Source organism: Mycobacterium sp. IDUB_21, from assembly GCF_055419425.1.
Genome location: NZ_JBVAXQ010000018.1, coordinates 24,474 through 46,484 on the forward strand (window position 1 = coordinate 24,474; position 22,011 = coordinate 46,484).

Sequence of the window (22,011 nt, forward strand, 5' to 3'; positions counted from 1 at the left end):
ATACGGCGTTCGGGACGATCCTCGACGGTCTCGCGCGAATATTTTTTCTGCAGAAAACGGCTGATTTCCACAGGAGGGAATTGGTGAATGATAATTCCGGCGACGGCACCGTCGACGAATTACCGTGGGCGTCAATTTTTGATCCGGCCGCCAATGCGCGTGCACTCAGCGCGATCCAAGCCGAGGGCTTCCGTGCGGCTCGCCGGATCATCGATGAATTCGCCCAAGCCGTCGCGGCGCCGCCTGGGGATGCCGCCACCGGCGGCACGGATTCCACCGGTCTGCCGGAATGGGAGCGGTTCACCCGGGCCTGGTGGTCGAGGGCTGGGCAATTCCTGCTTTCCTCGCTGCCGGCGGATCCGCACCGCAGCGACGGGCCCGTCACGCTGGACGTCAACAATCCCGAGTCGAAGGATGCCCTGATGCTTCGCCTCACCAGCCCGGGTTCGGCCACCGGCGAGGTTTGGTTGCACAACCGGGAGAGCGATGACGGCGCGGAGATCCGGTTGCGATGCAGTGAGTTGCTCGGTCACGGTGGTGACATGATCGGCGGCGACGCGGTACGGGTGGACCCCGCCGTGGTGCCGATGCCGCGACGGTCCAGCCGCGGTGTGCAGATCACCGTCGACGTCGGCACCGAGGTGCGCCCGGGCATTTATCGCGGCACCCTGCTGGCCGTCGGGTGCCCGGATCTGTGGCTGCCTGTAGTGCTCAGTGTCGTGGCGCAGGAACCGTGACCGACACCGCCGGCCGCGAATCGGTGGCGGTCGTCGATGAGCGTCTGGATGAGGTCGCCAGGGCCGTTCGTCGGTCCATGCTCGACGCGCTGCCCGACGGCGAGCCCGGCAAATGGCTCTATGCCCCGATGCGGTCCTACCCGCAGCGGCCGGGTAAGGCGTTGCGGCCCGCACTGTGCGTGTCGGCCGGTCGGGCCTTCGGGGCGGATTCCGACGCGTTGCTCGGTATCGCCGTGGCGATCGAACTGCTGCACAACGCTTTTCTGGTGCACGACGATGTCACCGACGGTAGCGAAATGCGCCGGGGCCGACCGACATTGGGCGCCATGTACGGCATGGCTACCGCGATCAACGCCGGTGATGCGTTGGCGTTGGTCGCCGGGCAGGTGCTGCGGCGGGCGACCCGGCAACTCGACCGAGACCTGGCCGAACTGGTGTGGGCCGAGTTCGACACGATGGCGCTGCGGACCCTGGAGGGGCAGGCGATCGAAGTGGGCTGGCAGGCCGACAACACCGATGATCTGCGGCCCGACGACTATCTGAACCTGATCCTGCACAAGACCTGCTGGTACACCACGATCCATCCGCTGCGGGTCGGGGCGATCGTGGGATCACGCGGCACCGCGGAGCTCGGGACGTTGGTGCGATTCGGGTTTCACTTCGGCGCCGCGTTCCAGATCCGCGATGATCTGCTGAACCTGGTCGGCGACGAACGGATCTACGGCAAGGAGATCCTGGGCGACCTCTACGAAGGCAAGCGGACGCTGCCCCTGATCCACCTGTTGTCCGTGGCGCAGGGGCCGGACCGGAGCCTGTTGCAGGACTATCTGAACCGCAGTCGATCGCAGCGGTCGGCCGCGCTGGTACAGCGGGTGCGCACCCTGATGGACGACTACGGCAGCATCGCGTTCACGCGTCAGTACGCCGAGGGCATTCTGCTGGCGGCCGAGGAGTACTTCGAGCATGCGTTCGCCGACGCCCGGCCCGGCCCGGACCTGGAGTTCCTGCGCTCGCTGGTGCCGTATGTGTGGGCGCGGTGGCGCTGACACCGGACCGGCACGCCTTAAGGTGAGTGCCGTGGCCGAGACGGCGCCGCTGCGCGTGCAACTGATTGCCAAGACCGAGTTCGTTCCGCCGCCCGACGTGTCGTGGAGCACCGATGCGGACGGCGGAGCGGCGCTGGTCGAGTTCGCCGGGCGGGCCTGCTACCAGAGCTGGTCCAAGCCGAACCCCAAAACCGCCACCAACGCCGCCTACCTGCAGCACATCATCGACGTCGGGCACTTCTCGGTACTCGAGCACGCCGGCGTGAGCTTCTACATCACCGGAATCTCCCGGGCGGCCACCCACGAGCTGATCCGGCACCGGCACTTCTCGTTCTCGCAGCTATCGCAGCGCTACGTCCCGGAACCGGACTCGCGGATAGTGGTGCCCCCGGGAATGGAAGACGACCCGGAGTTGCAGCAGATCCTGGCTGAGGCCGCCGACGCCAGCCGCGCCGCATACGCCGAGCTCCTGACCCGCTTGGAAGCCAAATTCTTAGCAGATCAGCCCGGCGAAAAGATGGCCGTGCTGCGGCGCAAGCAGGCCCGGCAAGCCGCCCGTGCCGTGCTGCCCAACGCCACCGAGACCCGCATCGTGGTGACCGGCAATTATCGGGCGTGGCGGCACTTCATCGCGATGCGGGCCAGCGAGCACGCCGATGTGGAGATCCGCAGGCTGGCCGTCGAGTGCCTGCGACAGCTCGTGGACGTCGCCCCGGCGGCGTTCGGCGACTTCCAGATCACCGCCCTGGCCGACGGCACCGAAGTCGCGACCAGTCCGCTCGCCACCGAAGTCTGAGCAACTCGACTGCGCCAGGTAATCTTGGAGCCGTGAGCAGCAGCGGATTCGATGCCAAGGCGCAGTTGGGCACCGTTTTGACCGCGATGGTGACCCCGTTCAGCGCCGACGGCTCGGTGGACACCGACGCCGCGGTACGCCTGGCGAACCGCCTCGTCGACGCCGGTTGTGACGGTCTGGTGCTCTCCGGGACCACCGGGGAGTCGCCGACCACGGCGGACTACGAGAAGCTCACCCTGCTTCGTGCCGTGGTCGAGGCGGTCGGTGACCGTGCCCGCATCATCGCCGGCGCCGGCAGCAACGACACCGAGCACAGTGTGCGGCTGGCCGAGGCCTGCGCCGGGGTCGGCGCCCACGGCCTGCTGGTGGTCACGCCCTACTACTCGCGGCCGTCGCAGGCCGGGCTGCTGTCGCACTTCACCGCCGTGGCCGATGCCAGCGCGCTACCGGTGATGCTCTATGACATCCCGGCCCGCTCGGTGGTCCCGATCGCGCCGGACACCATCTTCGAGCTCGCCGAGCACCCGAACATCGTCGCGATCAAGGACGCCAAGGGCGATCTGCACGCCGGCGCGCAGATCATGGCCGAAACCGGGCTGGCCTACTACTCCGGCGACGACGCCCTCAACCTGCCCTGGCTGGCGATGGGCGCCACCGGGTTCGTCAGCGTGATAGGCCACTTCGCGGCCGGCCAACTGCGCGACATGCTGGCCGCCTACGAATCCGGCGACGTCGACACCGCACGCAAGATCAACATCTCGATCGCGCCGCTGTCCAACGCGATGGCACGTACCGGTGGGGTGACCTTCGTCAAGGCCGGTCTGCGGTTGCAGGGTTTCGACGTCGGCGACCCCCGATTGCCGATGGTGCCCGCCACCGGAGCCGAATCCGACGAACTGGCCATCGACATGCGCACCGCGTCGGTCCTCGGGTGACCGCGGACCCCAAACCGCCGGGCCCGCTGCCTGCCGGCGGCCTACGCGTCACCGCCTTGGGCGGCATCAGTGAAATCGGCCGCAACATGACTGTTTTCGAGCATCTCGGCCGGCTGCTGATCATCGACTGCGGGGTTTTGTTCCCGGGTCACGACGAACCCGGCGTCGACCTGATCCTGCCCGACATCCGGCACATCCAAGACCGTCTCGACGACGTCGAGGCGCTGGTGTTGACCCACGCCCACGAGGATCACATCGGTGCCATCCCGTTCCTGCTCAAACTACGGCCCGACATCCCGGTGGTCGGTTCCAAGTTCACCCTGGCCCTGGTCGCCGCCAAGTGCCGCGAACACCGCATCAAGCCGGTGTTCGTCCAGGTCGCCGAAGGCCAGCGCAGCACCCACGGGGTCTTCGAATGCGAATACTTCGCGGTCAACCACTCCATCCCGGATGCGCTGGCGATCGCGGTGCACACCAGCGCCGGCACCGTCCTGCACACCGGCGACATCAAGCTCGACCAGCTGCCGCCGGATGGGCGTCCCACCGACCTGCCCGGCATGTCACGCCTGGGCGACAAGGGCGTGGACCTGTTCCTGTGCGACTCGACCAACGCCGAGATTCCCGGGGTCGGGCCCAGTGAGAGCGAGGTCGGTCCGACTCTGCACCGGCTGATCCGGGGCGCCGAGGGGCGGGTGATCGTGGCTTGCTTCGCCTCGAATGTGGATCGGGTGCAGCAGATCGTCGACGCCGCGGTCGCACTCGGTCGCCGGGTGTCGTTCGTCGGGCGATCGATGGTCCGCAACATGGGCATCGCCAAGGACCTGGGCTTTTTGCGGGTGGCGGACTCCGACCTGGTCGACATCGGGGCCGCCGAGATGATGGCGCCGGAGAAGGTGTTGCTGGTCACCACCGGAACTCAGGGCGAGCCACTGTCGGCCCTGTCGCGGATGTCGCGCGGTGAGCACCGGTCCATCACACTGACCGCCGGCGATCTGGTGGTGCTGTCATCGTCGCTGATTCCCGGCAACGAGGAAGCGGTCTACGGCGTGATGGATGCGCTGGCCAAGATCGGCGCCCGGGTGGTGACCAACGCCGCGGCGCGGGTCCACGTCTCCGGGCACGCCTACGCCGGCGAGCTGCTGTTCCTCTACAACGGGATCCGGCCCCGCAACGTGATGCCGGTGCACGGCACCTGGCGGATGATGCGCGCCAATGCCGCACTGGCCGCGCGCACCGGGGTGCCGCCGGAGTCGATCCTGTTGGCCGAGAACGGCGTCAGTGTCGATCTGGTTGCCGGACAGGCGAGTATCGCCGGGGCCGTCCCGGTCGGCAAGATGTTCGTCGATGGGCTGGTGGACGGCGACGTAGGGGACGCGACGCTGGGGGAGCGGTTGACCCTGTCGTCCGGATTCGTCGCGATCACGGTGGTGGTGCGCCGCGGCACCGGTAAGCCGGTGGCACCGCCGCATCTGCATTCGCGGGGCTTCTCCGAAGATCCCAAGGCGCTGGAGCCGGCGGCCCGAAAGGTCGAGGCGGAGCTGGAATCCCTTGCCGCCGAGCGGGTTACCGATCCGGCCCGGATCGCCCAGGCGGTGCGCCGAACCGTGGGCAAGTGGGTGGGCGAGGTCTACCGGCGTCAGCCGATGATCGTGCCGACGGTGATCGAGGTCTAGCCGGCACCGGCTTAGCGCTTGTTGATGAAACCGGCGTCGACGGGCAACGTGATGCCGGTGATGTAGCGGGCCGCATCCGATACCAGCCAGGCCACCGCATTGGCGACGTCCTCGACTTGCAGCACCTGTACCGGCAGCGCATTGCCCATGTCGGGTGGCGAACCCGTCTGGGCGATGAGGTCGGCCAGCCACCCTCGGATGTATTCGTTGTTGATCATCGGGGTGTCGACGCCGGCCGGGTGCACCGAGTTGACCCGAATGCTCTGCGGCGCCAGCAGATTCGCGTATACCCGCATCAATCCGACCAGTCCGTGCTTGGCCGCGGTGTAACCGATGGCCCCGGCGTCGTGGCTGCCGATGCCGGCCAGGCCGGCAGCCGAACTGATCAGCACGATCGAGCCGCCCTCACCGTGCGCCGTGATCGCCGGGATCGCGGCCTCGATGGTGTGGTAGACGCCGGTCAGGTTGACGTCGATGACGTCGCGCCAGCCGTCGGCGGCGGCCATCGGAGCGATACCGGCGTTGGCCACCACGATGTCGAGCCGGCCCAGCTCGTCGAGACCGGCCTGCAGCGCGGTGCTCAGCGCCGCCTGGTCACGCACATCGGCTTGGCGGGCAACGATGCGCGCACCGCTCTCCTCGACCAGCTTGACCGTGGCCGCCAAATCCTCGGCATCCGCCAGCGGATAGGGCACGCTGGCGATCTGGTCGCACAGGTCGACGGCGATGATGTCGGCGCCGTCGGCGGCCAGTCGCAGGGCGTGGGCCCGGCCCTGGCCGCGGGCGGCGCCGGTGATGAATGCGACTTTGCCGTCCAGCGACCCCATCGCTAGGCCCGCAACTGGCCCTTGGCCGGGTCGCCGGCCGGGACCGGCTGCAGCATCTTGATGTCGGGTGCGCCGGCCAGGTGCTCGGTGAGGTCGCCGAACATCTCGCCGACCGCAGGGGCCGTCGAGTGGGCCTTCAAAGCGTCGGCGTCGGCCCACTGCTCGATGAACACGAAGGCGCCGTCGGATTCGTGCACCGAGTACAGCTGGCAGCCCGGTTCTTCATGCACCTGTGCCACCGCCTTGGTGCAGATCTCGCGGACGGTCTCGACCGATTCCGGCTTGACGGTGAAGGTGGCAACGACGACCACGGGCATGGGCGTGAACTCCTCGGTGGGTGGCGTGACGTCAGTCACCCTACCCAGATCGATTCCGGGCCGGGATCGCGCGGGTGGCCAAGCTGCACGATCACTCGGGGTAGTCGCCCGTTCGCAGGTCCTCGAGCAGGCTTGGCCCAGTGGGGTTCCAGCCGAACTGCTTCCGGGTCAGGGCGCTCGACGATGGCTGGTCGACGGCGAAGATGGTGCCGAGCACGCCGAAGTTCTCGGCAGGCGCGGACTCGACGGGAACGCTGAGCCGTCGACCGATCGTCTCGGCGATCGCCCGCATGGGATCTGCCTCGTCACCCACCGCGTGCAGCACCGAGCCCGGTGGGGCTGCTTCGAGCGCGAGCCGGAACAACCGCGCCGCATCGTCGGTGTGTACGGCGGGCCAGCGCTGGTCACCGTCGCCGACGTATGCCGACACGCCGCTGCGTTGTGCGGCCTGGATGAGCACGCCGGCGAAACCGTATCGCCCGCCGGCGTCGTGCACGGACCGCGGTAACCGCACGACCGAGGATCGAACACCACGCTCGGCCAGACCGATGACACCCTGGCCGGTGCGACCGCGTCCCGCCATCGGACCCTCGGTGGGGGAGGGATCGTGTTCGGTGCTCGGACGCCCCGGTGCCGGCGGGGTTCCACCAGCCAGTACCAGTGGTTTGCCGGTGTCGACGAGCGCGTCGCCGAGCGCACCGACCGCGCGGGCTTCGGCGCCGATGGAGTCTCCAACCCCGCTGAAGTCGTGGTTGAACGCCAGGTAGATGACGCCGTCGGCGTCGCGGGCCGCCTCCTTCAGGCCGTCGAGGTCGGCGATGTCGCCGCGCAGCGGTTCGCCGCCGAGCCGGCTGATGGCCGCGGCTGAGGCGTTCGATCGCGCGAGACCCACGACCTGATGGCCGGCGGCACGCAGTTCTGCGACGACTGCCGAGCCGATTCCTCCGCTGCCGCCGGTGATGAATACACGCATAACGGGCTTCCCTCCAAGCGATGAGACTACAGTCCCATCACTCTATCACCGTGATGGGACTATAGTCTCGTCACGTTATGATGGGCGTCATGGCCCGTTGGCAACCCGATGCGCGCGAACGCATGGTCGCGGCGGCACTGGATTTGTTCAACGAACGCGGATACGACGAGACGACGGTTGCGCAGATCGCCGAGCGGTCCGGGCTGACCAGGAGCACGTTCTTTCGGCATTTCCCGGACAAGCGCGACGTGCTGGCCGCCGGCCAGGACGCGATCGCGCAACTCCTCCGCGAGGGCATCGCCGCAGCGCCTGCCGACGCGACACCGCTGGCCGCCGTGTGTTCGGGCCTGAAGTCGGCGGCGGCCGCGTTCACGCCGTTCAACCGGGAACTCGCGCCCCGACTCAAGGTGGCGATCGCTGCAAGCGCCGAGCTTCAAGAACGCAACGCGCTCAAACAGATTGGGCTGGCCGCAGCAATGGCCGGCGCGCTCCAGGCGCGCGGTGTGCCCACGCCGACCGCCGAATTGGCCGCGGAGCTTGGTGGGCTGGCGTTCAAAACAGCCTATGCCCGTTGGGCCGAGCCGGCCGAAGAACAGGATCTGGGCACCGTCGCATGCGCCGTTCTGCGGGAGTTACACGCCGCTGCCGCCGATCTCGGCTGACGACGGCCCCGACCGGTACCAAACTGTAATACGCCGTCCTGTGGTGCCCCATTAGAGGCTGAGCAGGGATCTTGGCCGACGTCGGTGTGGGACAAGCGTGAAACCAGCCTGTGACCAGTGTGGCAGCTGTTGTGTATGAGGTGATTGCGACTAGGCTTGCCTCCATGGCTAGCAAGACCGTCGCCCGATCCCGAACCGGAACCGCCAGGTCAAAGGCCGGTTCGCGGGGCAACGCCCGCCGGCCGGCTGCGGCGCGCCGCAAACCGGCACCGCGTCGGCAACACTCGGGGCTGGCCGGGGCGGGGATGGCCTGCGGCCGGGCAGCCAGAGCGGGGTGGTTGATGGTCGCCAAGGCGGCCGGCGGAACCGCACGGTCTGTCGGCCGCGCCCACGACATCGATCCCGGACATCGGCGGGACGGTATCGCGCTGGCCCTGTTGGGCTTGGCCGTGGTGACCGCTGCCAGTTGCTGGCTGGACGCCGCGCGGCCGGTCGGGGCGTGGATCGACACCGGCCTGCGCAGCGTGATCGGCGGGGCGGTGGTGCTGCTTCCGGTATTGGCCGGTGTCGGCGCCGTCCTGCTGATGCGCACCGAACCCGACCCGGAGAACCGACCCCGCCTGATCCTCGGCTCGGCCATGGTCGCGCTGCCGATTCTGGGCCTGTGGCATCTGTGGGCCGGCTCCCCGCAGGCTCCGGAGGGCCGCCTGCACGGCGCCGGGTTCGTCGGCTTCGCGATGGGTGGGCCGCTCGCCGACGGGCTCACCGCGTGGATCGCCGCGCCGCTGTTGTGCATCGGGGTGCTGTTCGGGGTGCTGCTGTTGACCGGGACGACCCTGCGTGAGGCGCCCGAAGCGCTGCGGGCCATGTTCGTCACGCGGGACTACGACGATGGCTACGACGACGACGGCTACTACGACGACGACAGCTACTACGACGATGCCGACGGCGACTTCGAGGACGGTCCGGGACCGGGCGAGGCCGACGACACCCCGGACTGGCAGTCGCGCACCCCGCTGGACAACTATCCGGTCGACGAGGCGCCCGCCGAGGCACCACCACCGGCCAAGCCCGCCCGTCGCAAGCAACCCAAGGCGGCCAAGGCCAAGCCCACAGACGCCACCGTGGTACTGGACCGGGTGGTGGAGGGTCCCTACACGCTGCCGCCGCTGACCCTGCTGCTGGCCGGCGACCCGCCGAAGCAGCGGACCGCCGCCAACGACCAGATGGCCGATCAGATCACCTCGGTGCTGCAGCAGTTCAAGGTCGACGCCGCGGTCACCGGCTGCACGCGCGGGCCCACCGTCACCCGCTACGAGGTGGAACTGGGCCCCGGGGTCAAGGTCGAGAAGATCACCGCCCTGCAGCGCAACATCGCCTATGCGGTGGCCACCGAAAGCGTGCGGATGCTGGCGCCCATCCCGGGCAAGTCCGCGGTGGGCATCGAGGTGCCCAACACCGACCGCGAGCTGGTGCGGCTGGCCGATGTGCTGACCGCGCCGTCCACCCGGCGTGACCACCACCCGCTGGTGATCGGGCTGGGCAAGGACATCGAGGGCGACTTCATCAGCGCCAACCTGGCCAAGATGCCGCACCTGCTGGTGGCCGGCTCCACCGGCTCGGGTAAGTCCAGCTTCGTCAACTCGATGCTGGTCTCGCTGCTGGCGCGCGCCACCCCCGAAGAGGTCAGGATGATCCTGATCGACCCGAAGATGGTGGAACTCACCCCGTACGAGGGCATTCCGCACCTGATCACCCCGATCATCACCGCGCCCAAGAAGGCCGCGGCCGCGCTGGCCTGGCTGGTCGAGGAGATGGAGCAGCGCTATCAGGACATGCAGGCGTCCCGGGTGCGCCACATCGACGACTTCAACGAGAAGGTGCGATCCGGCGCCATCACCACGCCGCTGGGCAGCGAACGGGTGTACCGGCCCTACCCCTACATCGTGGCGATCGTCGACGAACTCGCCGACCTGATGATGACCGCCCCGCGCGACGTCGAGGACGCGATCGTGCGAATCACCCAGAAGGCCCGGGCCGCCGGCATCCACCTCGTGCTGGCCACGCAGCGGCCGTCAGTCGACGTCGTCACCGGCCTGATCAAGACCAATGTGCCGTCCCGGCTGGCATTCGCCACCTCGTCGCTGACCGACTCCCGGGTGATCCTGGACCAGGCCGGCGCCGAGAAGCTGATCGGTATGGGGGATGGCCTGTTCCTGCCGATGGGCGCGAACAAGCCGATCCGGTTGCAGGGCGCGTTCATCTCCGACGAGGAGATTCACGCCGTCGTCTCCGCGGCCAAGGACCAGGCCGAACCCGAGTACACCGACGGCGTCACCGCCGCCAAACCGACCGGCGAACGCACCGACGCCGACCCCGACATCGGCGACGACATGGAGGTCTTCCTGCAGGCCGTCGAATTGGTGGTGTCCAGCCAGTTCGGCTCCACCTCGATGCTGCAGCGCAAGCTGCGGGTCGGGTTCGCCAAGGCCGGCCGGCTGATGGATCTGATGGAGACCCGCAGCATCGTCGGCCCGTCCGAAGGCTCCAAGGCCCGGCAGGTGCTGGTCAAGCCGGACGAGCTGGCCGCGACGATGATGGCCATCCGCGGCGGCGGCGATCCCGATGACTCCGACGACGACGGCGACGACGGCGACTAGGCGGTGACCACCAGCGACAACCCGTGCCGATCCCGGCCCACCCGTCGCCGCTTGCTGCGAATCACCAACCGAGACACCGCCGCTTCGATGCCACGCGCGAGTTCGTTGACGTCGGCGATGGTGCTGTAGTCGGTCAGGATGCCGAAGAACAGACTGTCGGCATAGCGCAGGATCGCTGCGCCGGTGCGCAATTGCAGCGCGATCGGCGGGACCGGCCATACCGCGGACACCTTGCATCCCATGATCTGCAGCGGGCGGGTGGGGCCGGGCACAGTGGCCGCCAGCGCGACCACACTGCGCTGCGGCAGCCGGGACGCCAGGTGCGCCGCCCACGCGGTGATCGGGGTAGGAATCGCCCGGGTCACCGCCGCCATGATGTCGCCCAGTCCGCGTTCGGCGGTCGCCATCGCCTCAGCCTCGGCCAGCCGGGCATGCACCAGCCGTAGCCGCACCACCGAGTTCTCCTCGTCGACCGGCAGCCGGGGCAGCAGCACCGACGGGCCGCTCGGCACCAGGGTGCGCAGCGAGTCCGGCAGCGGTTGGCCGCCGCGGCGAACCAGCATGTCGCGGTAGCTCTCGGTGAGGGCGGCCAGCGCGACATCGTCGACGGTGACGTCGAAGGTCTGACAGATCTGGTCGACGTCAGCGGCGCTGACCCGGGCTGCGGTGTAACGCCGCCGGCTCGTCAGCGGGCCGTTGAGCGGGGTCGCCGGCCGTGACAGGCCGATCGCGAACTCTGTGACGCCCCGCAACAGCCGATCAGCCTGCGTGACCCCGATCATCGCGTCGACCGCGATCGAGGCCGCCGTCCGCAGTGCGCTGGTGCGCGCGGACGGGCGCCGGAAGATCTCGGCGTGTCCCGCGCGGGCATGCCCGGCGCCGTGGGAGATCCCCTCGTCGGACAAGCCCGCCAGGATGTGCACGGTGGCGACCGCGTCGGCGATGCAGGGATGGACCTTGACCAGCATCGCCCATCGCCCGTCGGACAGGCCGTCGATCACCCAGATCTCCCAGAGCGGCCGGTCCCGGTCCAGCCGCCAGGACATCACCTCGGCGACTACGGAGAACAACTCTGCGTCGGTGCCTGGACTGGGCACCGCGATGCGGCAGACATGGCGTGCCAGGTCGAAGCCGGTGTCTTCGACCCACTGCGGTGCACTCAGATCGAAGACCCGCCGACGCAGCCGCTGGGCGAACCGGGGGCAGGCCGCGATCCGCTCGCCCAGCGTCGACGTCAGTGACTGGTGGTCGGGGATCGGGCCGTCCAGCACTGCCAGCGCGCCCATGCCCAGATGCGTGTGCTGGTCGGCGTCCTCTAGATGCAGCAAACTTGTGTGCACGGGCGTCAGGTGCTCGGCCATGGGGACCTCCGGTTATCTGCAACTGCTAGTACCACCATCTCGCTTCAGTCGCGTGATGGGCAGGGCCAGAAGTCCCGAATGGCCGACTCGGTCATCGCCGCCGGTGGCGCGCGGGGGCGAACGGTAGATGACAACGGGCTGAACGGTAGGGATAATCTCCACGTGGATTGGGCGAGATTATTCAGTTTTGATACGCCGCCAGCCGAGATTCTGATACGCGGAACGGTCATCTACATCACCATTTACGCCCTGTTGCGGGTGGTGCTGAAGCGGGAGGCCGGCACCAACGGCATAACGGATCTCATCGTGGTGGTACTGATCGCAGACGCGGCCCAGAACGGTATGGCGGGCGGCTATAAATCGATCAGTGACGGCGTCTTGCTGGTCAGCGTGATCATCGGCTGGTCGTTCCTGTTGAACTGGGCGGCGCACCGCTGGACGTGGGCGGCGCGGGTCATCCGGCCGGGTTCGTTGTTGCTGATTCGCGACGGTGAGTTACTGCACCACAACATGCGCAAAGAGATGATCACCGAGAATCAACTGCGCGAACAGGGACGCAAGCAGGGCATCGCCGATCTCAGCGTGGTCCGCGAGGGTCGCATGGAATCTGACGGTCAGTTCAGCTTCATCATCGGGGCGGCGCCGGGCTTCCTCGCGTCGACCGCTTAACCGCTGGGTTGATGCGGTCAGAGCACCAGCAGCATCCGGGTGTTGCCCAGAGTGTTCGGCTTGGCGTAGCTCAGATCCAGGAACTCGGCCACCCCGACGTCGTAGGACCGTTGCATCTCGGTGAACACCTCGGCGCTGACCGGAGTCCCGTCGATCTCGGTGAAACCGTGCCGGGCGAAGAAGGCGGTCTCGAAGGTCAGCACGAACAGCCGCTGCAGCTGCAGTTCGCGGGCGACCTGCAGCAGCCGGTCGACGAGCGCATGCCCGATGCCGCGACCGGTCAGTGTCGGATCCACCGCGATGGTGCGCACCTCGCCCAGATCCGACCACAGCACGTGCAGCGCGCCGCAGCCCACCACCTGCTGGTCAGAGTCCTCGGCCACCCAGAACTCCTGGACCGCCTCGTACAGCGTCACCAGGTTCTTCTCCAGCAGGATCCTGCCGGCGTAGGTGTCCACCAGCTGCTTGATCGCCGGGACGTCGGAGGTGCGCGCGCGCCGGATCAGGGGCCGTCCCGCCGGTCGATCCGCCGCAAGATTCACAGCTGCACAGTATCGGTTTCTCATTTCCGGCTGTGCAACAGATATTCTGACTGCCGTGTCGGGGCAGCCTCAAATCGGTCCAGCGGTGACGCACGTCCCGGTGGTCAATATCGCCAACGCGTTGACCATCGTGCGGATGGCGCTCGTTCCGGTTTTTTTGCTGGCGTTGTTCGCCGAGAACGGCCACGATCCCAAGACCCGCATCGCGGCGTTCGTCATTTTTGCGATCGCCATCATCACCGACCGGCTGGACGGCACGCTGGCGCGCAACTACGGCTTGGTGACCGAGTTCGGCACCCTGGCCGACCCGATCGCCGACAAGGCGCTGATCGGCGCCGCGCTGATCGGGCTGTCGATGCTGGGCGACCTGTGGTGGTGGGTCACGGTGCTGGTCCTGGCCCGCGAGATCGGGATCACCGTGCTGCGGTTCGCGGTGCTGCACCGAGGCGTGATCCCGGCCAGCCGCGGCGGAAAACTCAAGACGCTGGTGCAGGCGGTCGGCATCGGGCTACTCGTTCTGCCGCTGAACGGTCCTTGGCTGGTGACGGCCTGGGTGGTGATGGCCGTCGCGGTGGTGTTGACGGTGGTGACCGGCGTGGATTACGTGCGGTCGGCGGTCGCCGACCTTCGCGACCGGAGTTGAATGAAACCGCCGATCCGGGAACCCGAATGGGCGTCGTGCGCGTTGACCTTGGTGACTGTCGGTTTTCCAGGTTGGCCCTAAGGGGGAGTACACGATGACGGCATTGCTGCGGGAGTCGGTCGGCGAGGTGTTGCGCCAGGCCCGGACGGCGCAGGGTCGCACGCTGCGTGAGGTGTCGGACTCGGCGCGGGTCAGCCTGGGCTACCTCTCGGAGGTCGAGCGGGGCCGCAAGGAGGCCTCCAGCGAGTTGCTCAACGCGATCTGCGTGGCGTTGCAGGTCCCGTTGTCTGCGGTGCTCTTCGATGCCGGCAGCCGGCTGGCGCGGGCCGAGCGGATCGAGCGCGAGCGGACCGCCCGGAACCGGGGACTCACCCGCATCGATGCCGGAACCAAGGTCGTCATCCCGCCGCCGCGGGCGATGGCCTCGGCGTGACAGCCCGGTTCGGCATGATGGGGCGAAACGCAGGCTGAAGCCGCACCCGCCAACCGCCGAACCGATAAGTTGATCAGCGGTAAGCGGCAGAGCTGACAACATCGAAACAACCAGACGGAGCTGACTGATGGCCAACCCGTTCGTCAAGGCGTGGAAGTACGTGATGGCGCTGTTCAACGCGAAAATCGATGAGCACGCCGATCCCAAGGTGCAGATCCAGCAGGCGATCGAAGAGGCGCAGCGTCAGCACCAGGCACTGACCCAGCAGGCCGCCCAGGTGATCGGCAACCAGCGTCAGCTCGAGATGCGGCTGAACCGGCAGCTGGCCGACATCGAGAAGCTTCAGGTCAACGTGCGCCAGGCACTGACCCTGGCCGACCAGGCCACTGCGGCCGGCGACAGCGCCAAAGCCACCGAGTACAACAACGCCGCCGAGGCGTTCGCGGCTCAACTGGTCACCGCCGAACAGAACGTGGAAGACCTCAAGACCCTGCATGACCAGGCGCTGTCGGCGGCGGTGCAGGCCAAGAAGGCCGTCGAGCAGAACGCGATGATGTTGCAGCAGAAGGTCGCCGAGCGCACCAAGCTGCTCAGCCAGCTCGAACAGGCCAAGATGCAGGAGCAGGTGAGCGCGTCGCTGCGGTCGATGAGTGAGATCGCCGCGCCCGGTACCACCCCCAGCCTCGACGAGGTGCGCGACAAGATCGAACGGCGCTACGCCAATGCGATCGGCGCCGCCGAGCTGGCGCAGGGCTCGGTGCAGGGCCGGATGATCGAAGTGGAACAGGCCGGCGTGCAGATGGCCGGCCACTCCCGGTTGGAGCAGATCCGTGCGTCGATGCGCGGCGAGTCCCTGCCGGCCGGAGGTGCGACGGCGCCGGTCACCCCGGCGGCGCCGCAGTCGGGTGCCGACCCCAACCCCGAGAATCCGCTGGGCCGGTAGCAGGTGGCCGTGAGAGTCGGAGGCCGCACCCGGCGCGCCCTGCTTCAGCGCGGCGTCGACCGTGCCAGCGAGGCTGTCGACATCCTCGCCGACAAGCTGGGTGCGATCGCCGACCCACGGGCCAGGCTGCTGCGCAAGCGCCGGTGGGCGCTGCGTCTGGGCCTGTTCTTCGGTGCCGCATGCGGGTTCTGGATGCTGGTGACGGCCTTACTGGCATCGTGGGCCACACCCGTGTGGGTGCTACTGATCACCGGGCTGATCGCCGCCGGAGCGGCCGCCCCGGCGACGTTGTTGCTGCTGCGGTTCCGCTGGTTGCGTTCGGTTCCGCTGCCCGCCGCGCGGACCGTCACCGCCCGTCGCCTGCCGCCGCCCGGCTCGGCGGCGCGACCGGCGATGTATGCGCTGGGCGCCTCCGAGCGCGGCATGTTGTCACTGCTGGGCGTGCTGGAACGCGGCCGGCTGCTGCCCACCGGCGAGATCACCGAACTGACTGCGGCGATCAACGGTGCGGCGTCGACGATGGCGGCCACCGCCGCCGAGGTGGTGTCGATGGAGCGCGCCGTGCAACACAGCGCGCAGTCTCGGGAGTACCTGGTGCCGACGATCAACGCGTTCACCGCCCAGTTGAGTGCCGGTGTTCGTCAATACAACGAAATGGTTACCGCCGCAGCGCAACTGGTGGCTTCGGCGAACGATGGGACGTCGACACGTTCCGGTGATCCGATGAACTCGCCGATGTCCCAGCAGCGCTACCGCGAGGAACTGACCGACGCGACCGACCGCATGCTGGGTTGGGCGCAGGCGTTCGACGAACTCGCCCAACTGCCCCGGGCCTAGATGTCGTCGCTGCGCTGATCGACCGACTCGGGCCGCGGTCCGTAGCGTTCGATGTAGTCCCGGTGAATGTGGGCGTCGCGCGCTCGGGTGAGCTCGTCGGCGAGTTCCGGGTCGAGACCGTGCATGCGCAGCATGTGTTTGCGCCATACCTTGTTGAGGGCGTGCGAGAACAGGATCGCCATGAACCAGATCGGAAACGTCATCGACACATGAGTCATGAAGTCTGTCGGCAGAAACCAGAACGGGATCAGGATCAACGTCGTCGGCACGACGGCGCGCATGATTATCCGAACGGTTGCACCGGGTCCAGCCATGTCGTTGCGCACCCAATCCCGCAGCGAAGGGGGCAGGGGGCGTCCGTAGCAGTACCGGATGTATTGGATCGGGTTGGGGCGACGGCGCGCGTTCATCGTGGTCTGCAAGCGGTCTACAACGTCGGGCGCAGCGCGGGGAAGACGGTCGCCGCCACCGCCCGCAGTGTCGCCTTGAACATGTCCAGGAAGTCGAAGTAGTCGCGCCACAACGTGATACGCCCGTTGTGCACCTCGAACACTCCGCACACCCAGAACTGCAGTCGCAGCGGGCCAAAGGTCAGCACATCGGTGCGCTCGGTGAGCACCGCCGCCCCGTCGGCGGCGATGCGGTGGATCTTCACATCGAAGGCCATCCGGCCGGCCATCCGGCGGAACACCCCGATGGTGGCGCTGCGGCCGTAGATGGTCGGCAGCCCGACGTTCTGGTACACCACGTCCTCGGCGAGGACCGCGGCCGCCGTGTCGAGATCGTCGTCGGCGAGGGCGTCGAGGAAGGACTCCACGGCTCGGATGTTGTCGACGGCGGTCTGCTGGACACTCGGTTCGGTCATACCTGTCAGCCTAGGCCCGCAGCGCTGTGGCACGGTAGGCCGATGCGCATCGTGGTGGTCGCCGGGCCCGACCCCGGTCACGCTTTCCCTGCGATCGCGTTGTGCCGACGCTTCGTCGCGGCCGGGGACACACCGACACTGTTGACCGGGGTGCAGTGGCTGGACACCGCGCGCGCCGCCGGGGTCGACGCCGCGGAGTTGATCGGACTGGATCCCACCGCCACCGACGACGACGGGGACGCCGGAACCAAGCTGCACCAGCGGGCGGCGCGCATGGCGCGGCAGAACCGCGACCAGCTGCGGGCGCTGGCGCCGGACCTGGTGGTCTCCGATGTCATCACCGCCTGCGGGGGAATGGCCGCCGAACTGCTCGGCATCCCGTGGGTCGAACTCAGCCCGCATCCGCTGTACCTGCCTTCGAAGGGACTGCCGCCGATCGGCAGCGGGTTGGCGCCCGGCGCCGGGGTGCGGGGCCGGTTGCGGGACACGGTGATGCGGTCCCTGACCGCACGGTCGGTGCGGTCCGGTCTGCGGCAGCGCGCCGAGGCCCGGGCGGGCATCGGTCTGCCGGACCGCGACCCCGGGCCGCTGCGGCGCCTGATCGCCACGCTTCCGGCTCTCGAGGTGCCGCGGCCGGACTGGCCCGCGGAGGCGGTCGTCGTCGGGCCGTTGCACTTCGAGCCCACCGAGGAGCTGCTGGCGGTGCCGCCGGGCTCCGGGCCACTGGTGGTGGTGGCTCCGTCCACGGCGTCGACCGGGGCTGCCGGGCTGGCCGAGCTGGTATTGGAGCACCTGGTTCCCGGCGTGGGGCTGCCGGCGGGCGCTCGGGTCGCGGTGTCGCGGCTGAACGGCCCCGAGTTGACGCTGCCGGCGTGGGCCGTTGCCGGGCTGGGCCGCCAGGACGAACTGCTGACCCGCGCCGATCTGGTCATCTGCGGCGGCGGGCACGGCATGGTGGCCAAATCCCTGCTGGCCGGGCTGCCGCTGGTGGTGGTGCCCGGCGGTGGCGACCAATGGGAGATCGCCAACCGCATTGTGCGCCAAGGCAGTGGACGGCTGATCCGACCGCTGACTCCGGCGGCGCTGACCGAGGCGGTGAGCGCCGTGCTGGCGTCGCCGGGCTACCGCGACGCCGCCCGACGGGCCGCCGACGGGGCCGCCGACGTGGCCGATCCGGTGCAGGTGTGTCGCGAGGCACTGTCGTGCGCTGAGTAGGTTGGGACGCGTGCGCCTGACCGAATTTCGCGAGCGGGTCGCGCTGCGTTTCGGTGCGGCCTACGGTGCCACGGTGCTGGCCGATCACGTGCTGGCCGCGGTGGGCGGGCGCACCGCTGAACAGGCGATCGAGGACGGGGTGGACCCCCGCGATGTGTGGTGGGCGCTGTGCGCGGACTTCGACGTGCCGCGCGATCAGTGGTGAGAGTGATCGCGCGGTCCCACGATGCTGCGGACCAGGGCGACGGAGAGGTCCGAGCAGCTGGCGGCCAACTCGGCCGGGGTCTCGGTGGGGTTGTCGAGCCAGGCTTCGATGATCTGGTTGACGCCGCCGACGATGAACAAGGCGCCGCGGCGTAAATCGGCAGGCGCGGGAATTTCGCCGTCGAGGACACCGGGTGCGTGCTCGACGATCGCGTCGGTGATCAGGTCCAGGATGCGAGCGCGGTGCTCGCTGAGCCCGGGGACGGCGGACAGGTCGCTGGTGGCGATGCGATGGATGTACGGGTCGACGGCGATCAGGTCCAGGAAGGCCGTCAACGCGGACCGCAGTTTGTCGGTGAGCGTGCCTGGGTCACCGACGCCGGCGGTGATCATCGCCTCGAGAAGCTGGTCGCGGACGTCGTCGGAGACGGCGAACAGCAGCGCGTCACGGTTTGGAAACTGCTCGTAGAAGTAGCGCGGGATCAACCCCGCGGCCGCGCAGACGCCGCGGACGGTGACCTCGCCGATTCCCGATTCGCCCCAGATCCCGCGGCCGGCGGCCAGCAGCTTGCCACGGCGGTCGGCGCGGCGGTCGACCGCGCTGATTCCGCCGTAGTCGCGCACCACACCCGGGCGTTTCATTGACATCACCCTACGCGCGACCTACATTTGGAACACAGATGTTATCCAAAGCAATGCCGGAGGCTTATCGATGACTTCGCCCGTAGCCGACATTCCGACCCGCCATCCGGATTCGCCCGGCACGATTCCGGCCAGCATCCGGATGCTGGCCGGGGCGATGGCGATCGCCAAGCCCACACCGGAGCGGTGGCGTCAGATCGGCGAGGATCTGACCGTCGGTGACGAGCCGATGCGGCGCCTGGTCGAGTGGATGTCGAGTACCGGGACCAAGGAGCCGCGGGCGATCTTCGAACGGATACTCACCGAGGGGCTGGCCGCGGTGCCGGACGCGCCGGAACCGCTGCGCGAGTTCTTCGGTGAGGTCGAGCCGATCCCGGACTGGGTCGAGATGGACCGGGTGCGCCGGGGCCAGCGGGCGTTGCGCCGAGGCGGTGCCGATGGCACCTACATCGCCCGTGACGTGTCCTTTCTGGGCGGCTACCAGTTCTCCTCGTTCAACAAGACCCTGCTGCGCACCGGTGTGCTGGAGAAGGGCTCGAACAAGCGGTTCGCCGAGACGCTGCAATGGGCGCTGGACGTCAACGGTGAGGGGGGATTGGAACCGCTCGGCGCCGGCTATCAGGCCACCATCCGGGTCCGGCTGATCCATGAGTACGTGCGTCGGCACGTGGCCGCCCTGCCGGACTGGCGCGGCGACGAATGGGGCTTGCCGGTCAATCAGACCGACATGGCCGCCACCCTGGTGGGAGCGCTGATCGCGCCACCGGCCGCCGGGTTGGGACTGGGAATCGTGCTGTCTCCGAGCGAACTCGACGACATCGCGCACATGACCCGCTACGTCGGCTGGCTGATGGGCATCCGCGAGGATTGGCTGCCGCGCAGCTTCCGCGACGGCGTCCGCATCCTCTACCAAACCCTCGGTGCGCTCTCCGAGCCCGACGAGTCGACCAAGCAGCTGGCCGCCCCGATGGCCGATGATCCGCTGGAATGGCACTACTCCGCCATGACCGGCGTGCGGCGTCGTATCGCCCGGTCTCAGCACCTGTCGGTGACCGCCGGCTTCTTGGGGCCGCGCACGATGCGCAAGTTGGGCCTGCCGGCATTCGTGCTGCCGTGGTATCCGCTGCTGCGGATGCCGGTGAACCTCGCCCGCAGCCTTGCGGCGCTGGTCCTGCCCGGTGGACTGGACCATGCCGCGATGCGCGGGCGTCGCGAGCAGGAGGAGTTCATGCGCACCATGATGGGCGGCGACGACACCACCATCGGGGCTTCCGCGCACGTGATTCGGGTGGCCTAGCCGGGGCCTGTACGCCGCCGAAAGTCTCCACACGCCGACACGCCGCGTGGCTGACTTGATTCGAACACCCGTTCGCCTACTGTGGTGAGAGTTCGCCGGTTTGTCGGAGCCCGTCGCTAGCGTGACGGCCAACCGACCGAGAACCGGTCAACCGAACACCGAACCACAGGAGAGGCATCATGGCGCAAGCCCCCGATCGCGAGAAAGCACTCGAACTGGCGATGGCCCAGATCGACAAGAATTACGGCAAAGGCTCGGTGATGCGCCTCGGGGACGAGGTGCGCCAGCCGATCTCTGTCATCCCGACCGGCTCGATCGCCCTCGATGTGGCGCTGGGCATCGGCGGCCTGCCCCGGGGCCGGGTCGTGGAGATCTACGGCCCGGAATCCTCGGGTAAGACCACCGTGGCGCTGCACGCGGTGGCCAACGCCCAGGCCGCCGGCGGGATTGCGGCGTTCATCGACGCCGAACACGCGCTGGACCCCGACTACGCCCAGAAACTCGGCGTGGACACCGATGCGCTACTGGTGTCCCAGCCCGACACCGGTGAGCAGGCGCTGGAGATCGCCGACACGCTGATCCGCTCCGGCGCGCTGGACATCCTGGTCATCGACTCGGTGGCCGCGCTGGTGCCGCGCGCCGAGATCGAGGGCGAGATGGGGGACAGCCACGTCGGTCTGCAGGCCCGGTTGATGAGCCAGGCGCTGCGGAAGATGACCGGCGCGCTGAGCAATTCGGGCACCACCGCGATCTTCATCAACCAGTTGCGGGAGAAAATCGGTGTGATGTTCGGTTCTCCCGAAACGACCACGGGCGGAAAGGCTTTGAAGTTCTACTCGTCGGTTCGTCTGGACGTTCGTCGGATCGAGACACTCAAGGACGGCACCGACGCGGTCGGTAACCGTACCCGGGTCAAGGTGGTCAAGAACAAGGTCAGCCCACCGTTCAAACAGGCTGAGTTCGACATCCTGTATGGCCGGGGCATCAGCCGCGAGGGCTCGCTGATCGACATGGGTGTGGACCAGGGCTTCATCCGCAAGTCCGGCTCCTGGTTCACCTACGACGGTGAGCAGCTCGGGCAGGGCAAGGAGAACGCCCGTAACTACCTGCTGGAGAACGCCGACGTGGCCAACGAGATCGAGAAGAAGATCAAAGAGAAGCTCGGCATCGGCGCCGTGCTGACCGATGGCTTGGCTGATGACGTCCTGCCCGCTCCCGTCGACTTCTGAGCCCGCCGAGGTTGATCCAGCCAAACGCGAGGAGCAGGCGAAGTCACTGTGCCTTCGCCTGCTCACCGCGCGGGCCCGCACCCGCGCCGAGCTCGCCGATCAGCTGACCAAGCGGGGTTACCCCGACGACGTCAGTGACCGGGTGCTCGACCGGCTGGCCACCGCCGGCCTGATCGACGACGCCGATTTCGCCGAGCAGTGGGTGCGGTCCCGGCGGGAACGCGCGGGCAAGGGCCGCAAGGTGCTGGCCGCCGAGCTGCGCACCAAGGGCGTCGCCGACGACGTGATCGCCGGGGCGCTGGCCGGTATCGATGCGGGCGCCGAGCGCGTCCGGGCTGAACAGCTGGTCCAGGGCAAACTGCGGCGGGAAACCCTCGGCGAGGACGATCTACGGGTCACCCGCCGGCTGGTGGCGATGCTGGCGCGGCGCGGCTACAGCCCGTCGATGGCCTACGACGTGGTCAGCACCGAGTTGGCCGCCGAACGGGAGCGCCGCCGGGTCTGA

25 protein-coding genes are annotated in these 22,011 nt (G+C 68.3%); 17 read left to right on the forward strand and 8 right to left on the reverse strand.

All coding sequences use genetic code 11. The features are described from left to right. Positions 1-83 precede the first annotated feature (83 nt). The 5 genes from ACZYY4_RS21150 to ACZYY4_RS21170 are packed head-to-tail and all read left to right on the forward strand — an operon-like array spanning position 84 to position 5,187. Positions 84-737, forward strand: coding sequence for a hypothetical protein (locus ACZYY4_RS21150; protein ID WP_463812014.1), 654 nt, complete (start codon positions 84-86; stop codon positions 735-737). Beyond that, positions 734-1,783: a polyprenyl synthetase family protein gene (locus ACZYY4_RS21155; RefSeq protein WP_463812015.1), complete on the forward strand. Its 1,050-nt coding sequence runs from the start codon at positions 734-736 to the stop codon at positions 1,781-1,783. Before ACZYY4_RS21150 ends, ACZYY4_RS21155 begins: the two co-directional genes overlap by 4 nt. Before the next feature lie 31 nt (positions 1,784-1,814). Then, positions 1,815-2,579 (forward strand): FAD-dependent thymidylate synthase, encoded by a 765-nt coding sequence (gene thyX / locus ACZYY4_RS21160; protein WP_463812016.1) that lies wholly within the window; start codon positions 1,815-1,817, stop codon positions 2,577-2,579. Between the two features lie 32 nt (positions 2,580-2,611). Beyond that, positions 2,612-3,514, forward strand: coding sequence for a 4-hydroxy-tetrahydrodipicolinate synthase (gene dapA / locus ACZYY4_RS21165; RefSeq protein ID WP_463812017.1), 903 nt, complete (start codon positions 2,612-2,614; stop codon positions 3,512-3,514). After that, positions 3,511-5,187 carry a ribonuclease J gene (locus ACZYY4_RS21170; protein WP_463812018.1) on the forward strand — a complete coding sequence of 559 codons (1,677 nt, stop codon included), beginning with the start codon at positions 3,511-3,513 and terminating at the stop codon, positions 5,185-5,187. Before dapA ends, ACZYY4_RS21170 begins: the two co-directional genes overlap by 4 nt. 11 nt (positions 5,188-5,198) lie before the next feature. Here the strand turns inward: ACZYY4_RS21170 and ACZYY4_RS21175 are convergent, their stop codons facing one another. From ACZYY4_RS21175 to ACZYY4_RS21185, 3 genes are all read right to left on the reverse strand, one after another. After that, complete coding sequence (locus tag ACZYY4_RS21175; RefSeq protein ID WP_463812019.1) at positions 5,199-6,014, reverse strand: mycofactocin-coupled SDR family oxidoreductase; 816 nt, start codon at positions 6,012-6,014, stop codon at positions 5,199-5,201. Positions 6,015-6,016: 2 nt separating this feature from the next. Next, positions 6,017-6,331, reverse strand: coding sequence for a putative quinol monooxygenase (locus tag ACZYY4_RS21180; RefSeq protein WP_463812085.1), 315 nt, complete (start codon positions 6,329-6,331; stop codon positions 6,017-6,019). 91 nt (positions 6,332-6,422) lie between these two features. After that, the gene (locus ACZYY4_RS21185; RefSeq protein ID WP_463812020.1) at positions 6,423-7,304 is read right to left on the reverse strand and encodes an SDR family oxidoreductase; all 882 of its coding nucleotides are present in this window, start codon (positions 7,302-7,304) and stop codon (positions 6,423-6,425) included. 89 nt (positions 7,305-7,393) lie between these two features. Here ACZYY4_RS21185 and ACZYY4_RS21190 point away from each other — a divergent pair, with 89 nt between their 5' ends. Both ACZYY4_RS21190 and ACZYY4_RS21195 read left to right on the forward strand, forming a co-directional pair. Beyond that, positions 7,394-7,966, forward strand: a complete 573-nt coding sequence (locus ACZYY4_RS21190) for a TetR/AcrR family transcriptional regulator (protein ID WP_463812021.1) — start codon at positions 7,394-7,396, stop codon at positions 7,964-7,966. 164 nt (positions 7,967-8,130) lie between these two features. Beyond that, positions 8,131-10,626 (forward strand): FtsK/SpoIIIE family DNA translocase, encoded by a 2,496-nt coding sequence (locus ACZYY4_RS21195; protein ID WP_463812022.1) that lies wholly within the window; start codon positions 8,131-8,133, stop codon positions 10,624-10,626. Here the strand turns inward: ACZYY4_RS21195 and ACZYY4_RS21200 are convergent. Next, entirely contained in the window at positions 10,623-11,987 is a 1,365-nt protein-coding gene (locus tag ACZYY4_RS21200) for a wax ester/triacylglycerol synthase family O-acyltransferase (RefSeq protein ID WP_463812023.1), read from the reverse strand. The two genes, ACZYY4_RS21195 and ACZYY4_RS21200, sit on opposite strands and share 4 nt — an antisense overlap. A 78-nt stretch (positions 11,988-12,065) precedes the next feature. Between ACZYY4_RS21200 and ACZYY4_RS21205 the strand changes: the two genes are divergently transcribed. Next, on the forward strand, positions 12,066-12,656 hold the full coding sequence (locus ACZYY4_RS21205; RefSeq protein ID WP_463812024.1) for a DUF421 domain-containing protein: 591 nt from the start codon (positions 12,066-12,068) through the stop codon (positions 12,654-12,656). A gap of 17 nt (positions 12,657-12,673) precedes the next feature. Here the strand turns inward: ACZYY4_RS21205 and ACZYY4_RS21210 are convergent, their stop codons facing one another. Next, a complete protein-coding gene (locus tag ACZYY4_RS21210) occupies positions 12,674-13,222 on the reverse strand; it encodes an amino-acid N-acetyltransferase (protein ID WP_463812025.1) in 549 nt (182 codons plus the stop codon). 61 nt (positions 13,223-13,283) lie between these two features. On the opposite strand from ACZYY4_RS21210, the gene pgsA reads away from it, so the two are divergent. The 4 genes from pgsA to pspM all read left to right on the forward strand — a co-directional run bounded on the left by pgsA (position 13,284) and on the right by pspM (position 16,054). Next, positions 13,284-13,841, forward strand: coding sequence for a CDP-diacylglycerol--glycerol-3-phosphate 3-phosphatidyltransferase (gene pgsA / locus ACZYY4_RS21215; RefSeq protein ID WP_463812026.1), 558 nt, complete (start codon positions 13,284-13,286; stop codon positions 13,839-13,841). A gap of 94 nt (positions 13,842-13,935) precedes the next feature. Next, the gene (gene clgR / locus ACZYY4_RS21220) at positions 13,936-14,274 is read left to right on the forward strand and encodes a transcriptional regulator ClgR (protein ID WP_463812027.1); all 339 of its coding nucleotides are present in this window, start codon (positions 13,936-13,938) and stop codon (positions 14,272-14,274) included. Between the two features lie 127 nt (positions 14,275-14,401). Further along, positions 14,402-15,217, forward strand: coding sequence for a phage shock protein PspA (gene pspA, locus ACZYY4_RS21225; protein WP_463812028.1), 816 nt, complete (start codon positions 14,402-14,404; stop codon positions 15,215-15,217). 3 nt (positions 15,218-15,220) lie between these two features. Continuing rightward, on the forward strand, positions 15,221-16,054 hold the full coding sequence (gene pspM / locus ACZYY4_RS21230) for a phage shock envelope stress response protein PspM (protein WP_463812029.1): 834 nt from the start codon (positions 15,221-15,223) through the stop codon (positions 16,052-16,054). On the opposite strand, the gene ACZYY4_RS21235 is transcribed toward pspM, so the two are convergent. Continuing rightward, positions 16,051-16,464, reverse strand: coding sequence for a DUF5313 domain-containing protein (locus tag ACZYY4_RS21235; protein WP_463812030.1), 414 nt, complete (start codon positions 16,462-16,464; stop codon positions 16,051-16,053). The two genes, pspM and ACZYY4_RS21235, sit on opposite strands and share 4 nt — an antisense overlap. 17 nt (positions 16,465-16,481) lie before the next feature. Then, positions 16,482-16,919: a limonene-1,2-epoxide hydrolase family protein gene (locus tag ACZYY4_RS21240; RefSeq protein ID WP_463812031.1), complete on the reverse strand. Its 438-nt coding sequence runs from the start codon at positions 16,917-16,919 to the stop codon at positions 16,482-16,484. A 42-nt stretch (positions 16,920-16,961) separates the two neighbouring features. Between ACZYY4_RS21240 and ACZYY4_RS21245 the strand changes: the two genes are divergently transcribed. Both ACZYY4_RS21245 and ACZYY4_RS21250 read left to right on the forward strand, forming a co-directional pair. Beyond that, complete coding sequence (locus ACZYY4_RS21245; protein WP_463812032.1) at positions 16,962-18,134, forward strand: glycosyltransferase; 1,173 nt, start codon at positions 16,962-16,964, stop codon at positions 18,132-18,134. A gap of 10 nt (positions 18,135-18,144) precedes the next feature. Continuing rightward, a complete protein-coding gene (locus ACZYY4_RS21250) occupies positions 18,145-18,339 on the forward strand; it encodes a DUF3046 domain-containing protein (RefSeq protein WP_463812033.1) in 195 nt (64 codons plus the stop codon). Here the strand turns inward: ACZYY4_RS21250 and ACZYY4_RS21255 are convergent. Then, a complete protein-coding gene (locus ACZYY4_RS21255) occupies positions 18,330-18,980 on the reverse strand; it encodes a TetR/AcrR family transcriptional regulator (RefSeq protein ID WP_463812034.1) in 651 nt (216 codons plus the stop codon). The genes ACZYY4_RS21250 and ACZYY4_RS21255 overlap by 10 nt on opposite strands. A gap of 70 nt (positions 18,981-19,050) precedes the next feature. On the opposite strand from ACZYY4_RS21255, the gene ACZYY4_RS21260 reads away from it, so the two are divergent. From ACZYY4_RS21260 to recX, 3 genes are all read left to right on the forward strand, one after another. Continuing rightward, entirely contained in the window at positions 19,051-20,277 is a 1,227-nt protein-coding gene (locus ACZYY4_RS21260) for an oxygenase MpaB family protein (RefSeq protein ID WP_463812035.1), read from the forward strand. 179 nt (positions 20,278-20,456) lie between these two features. After that, entirely contained in the window at positions 20,457-21,506 is a 1,050-nt protein-coding gene (recA, locus tag ACZYY4_RS21265; RefSeq protein ID WP_463812036.1) for a recombinase RecA, read from the forward strand. Beyond that, positions 21,472-22,011: a recombination regulator RecX gene (gene recX, locus ACZYY4_RS21270; RefSeq protein ID WP_463812086.1), complete on the forward strand. Its 540-nt coding sequence runs from the start codon at positions 21,472-21,474 to the stop codon at positions 22,009-22,011. The genes recA and recX overlap by 35 nt, the downstream gene beginning before the upstream one ends.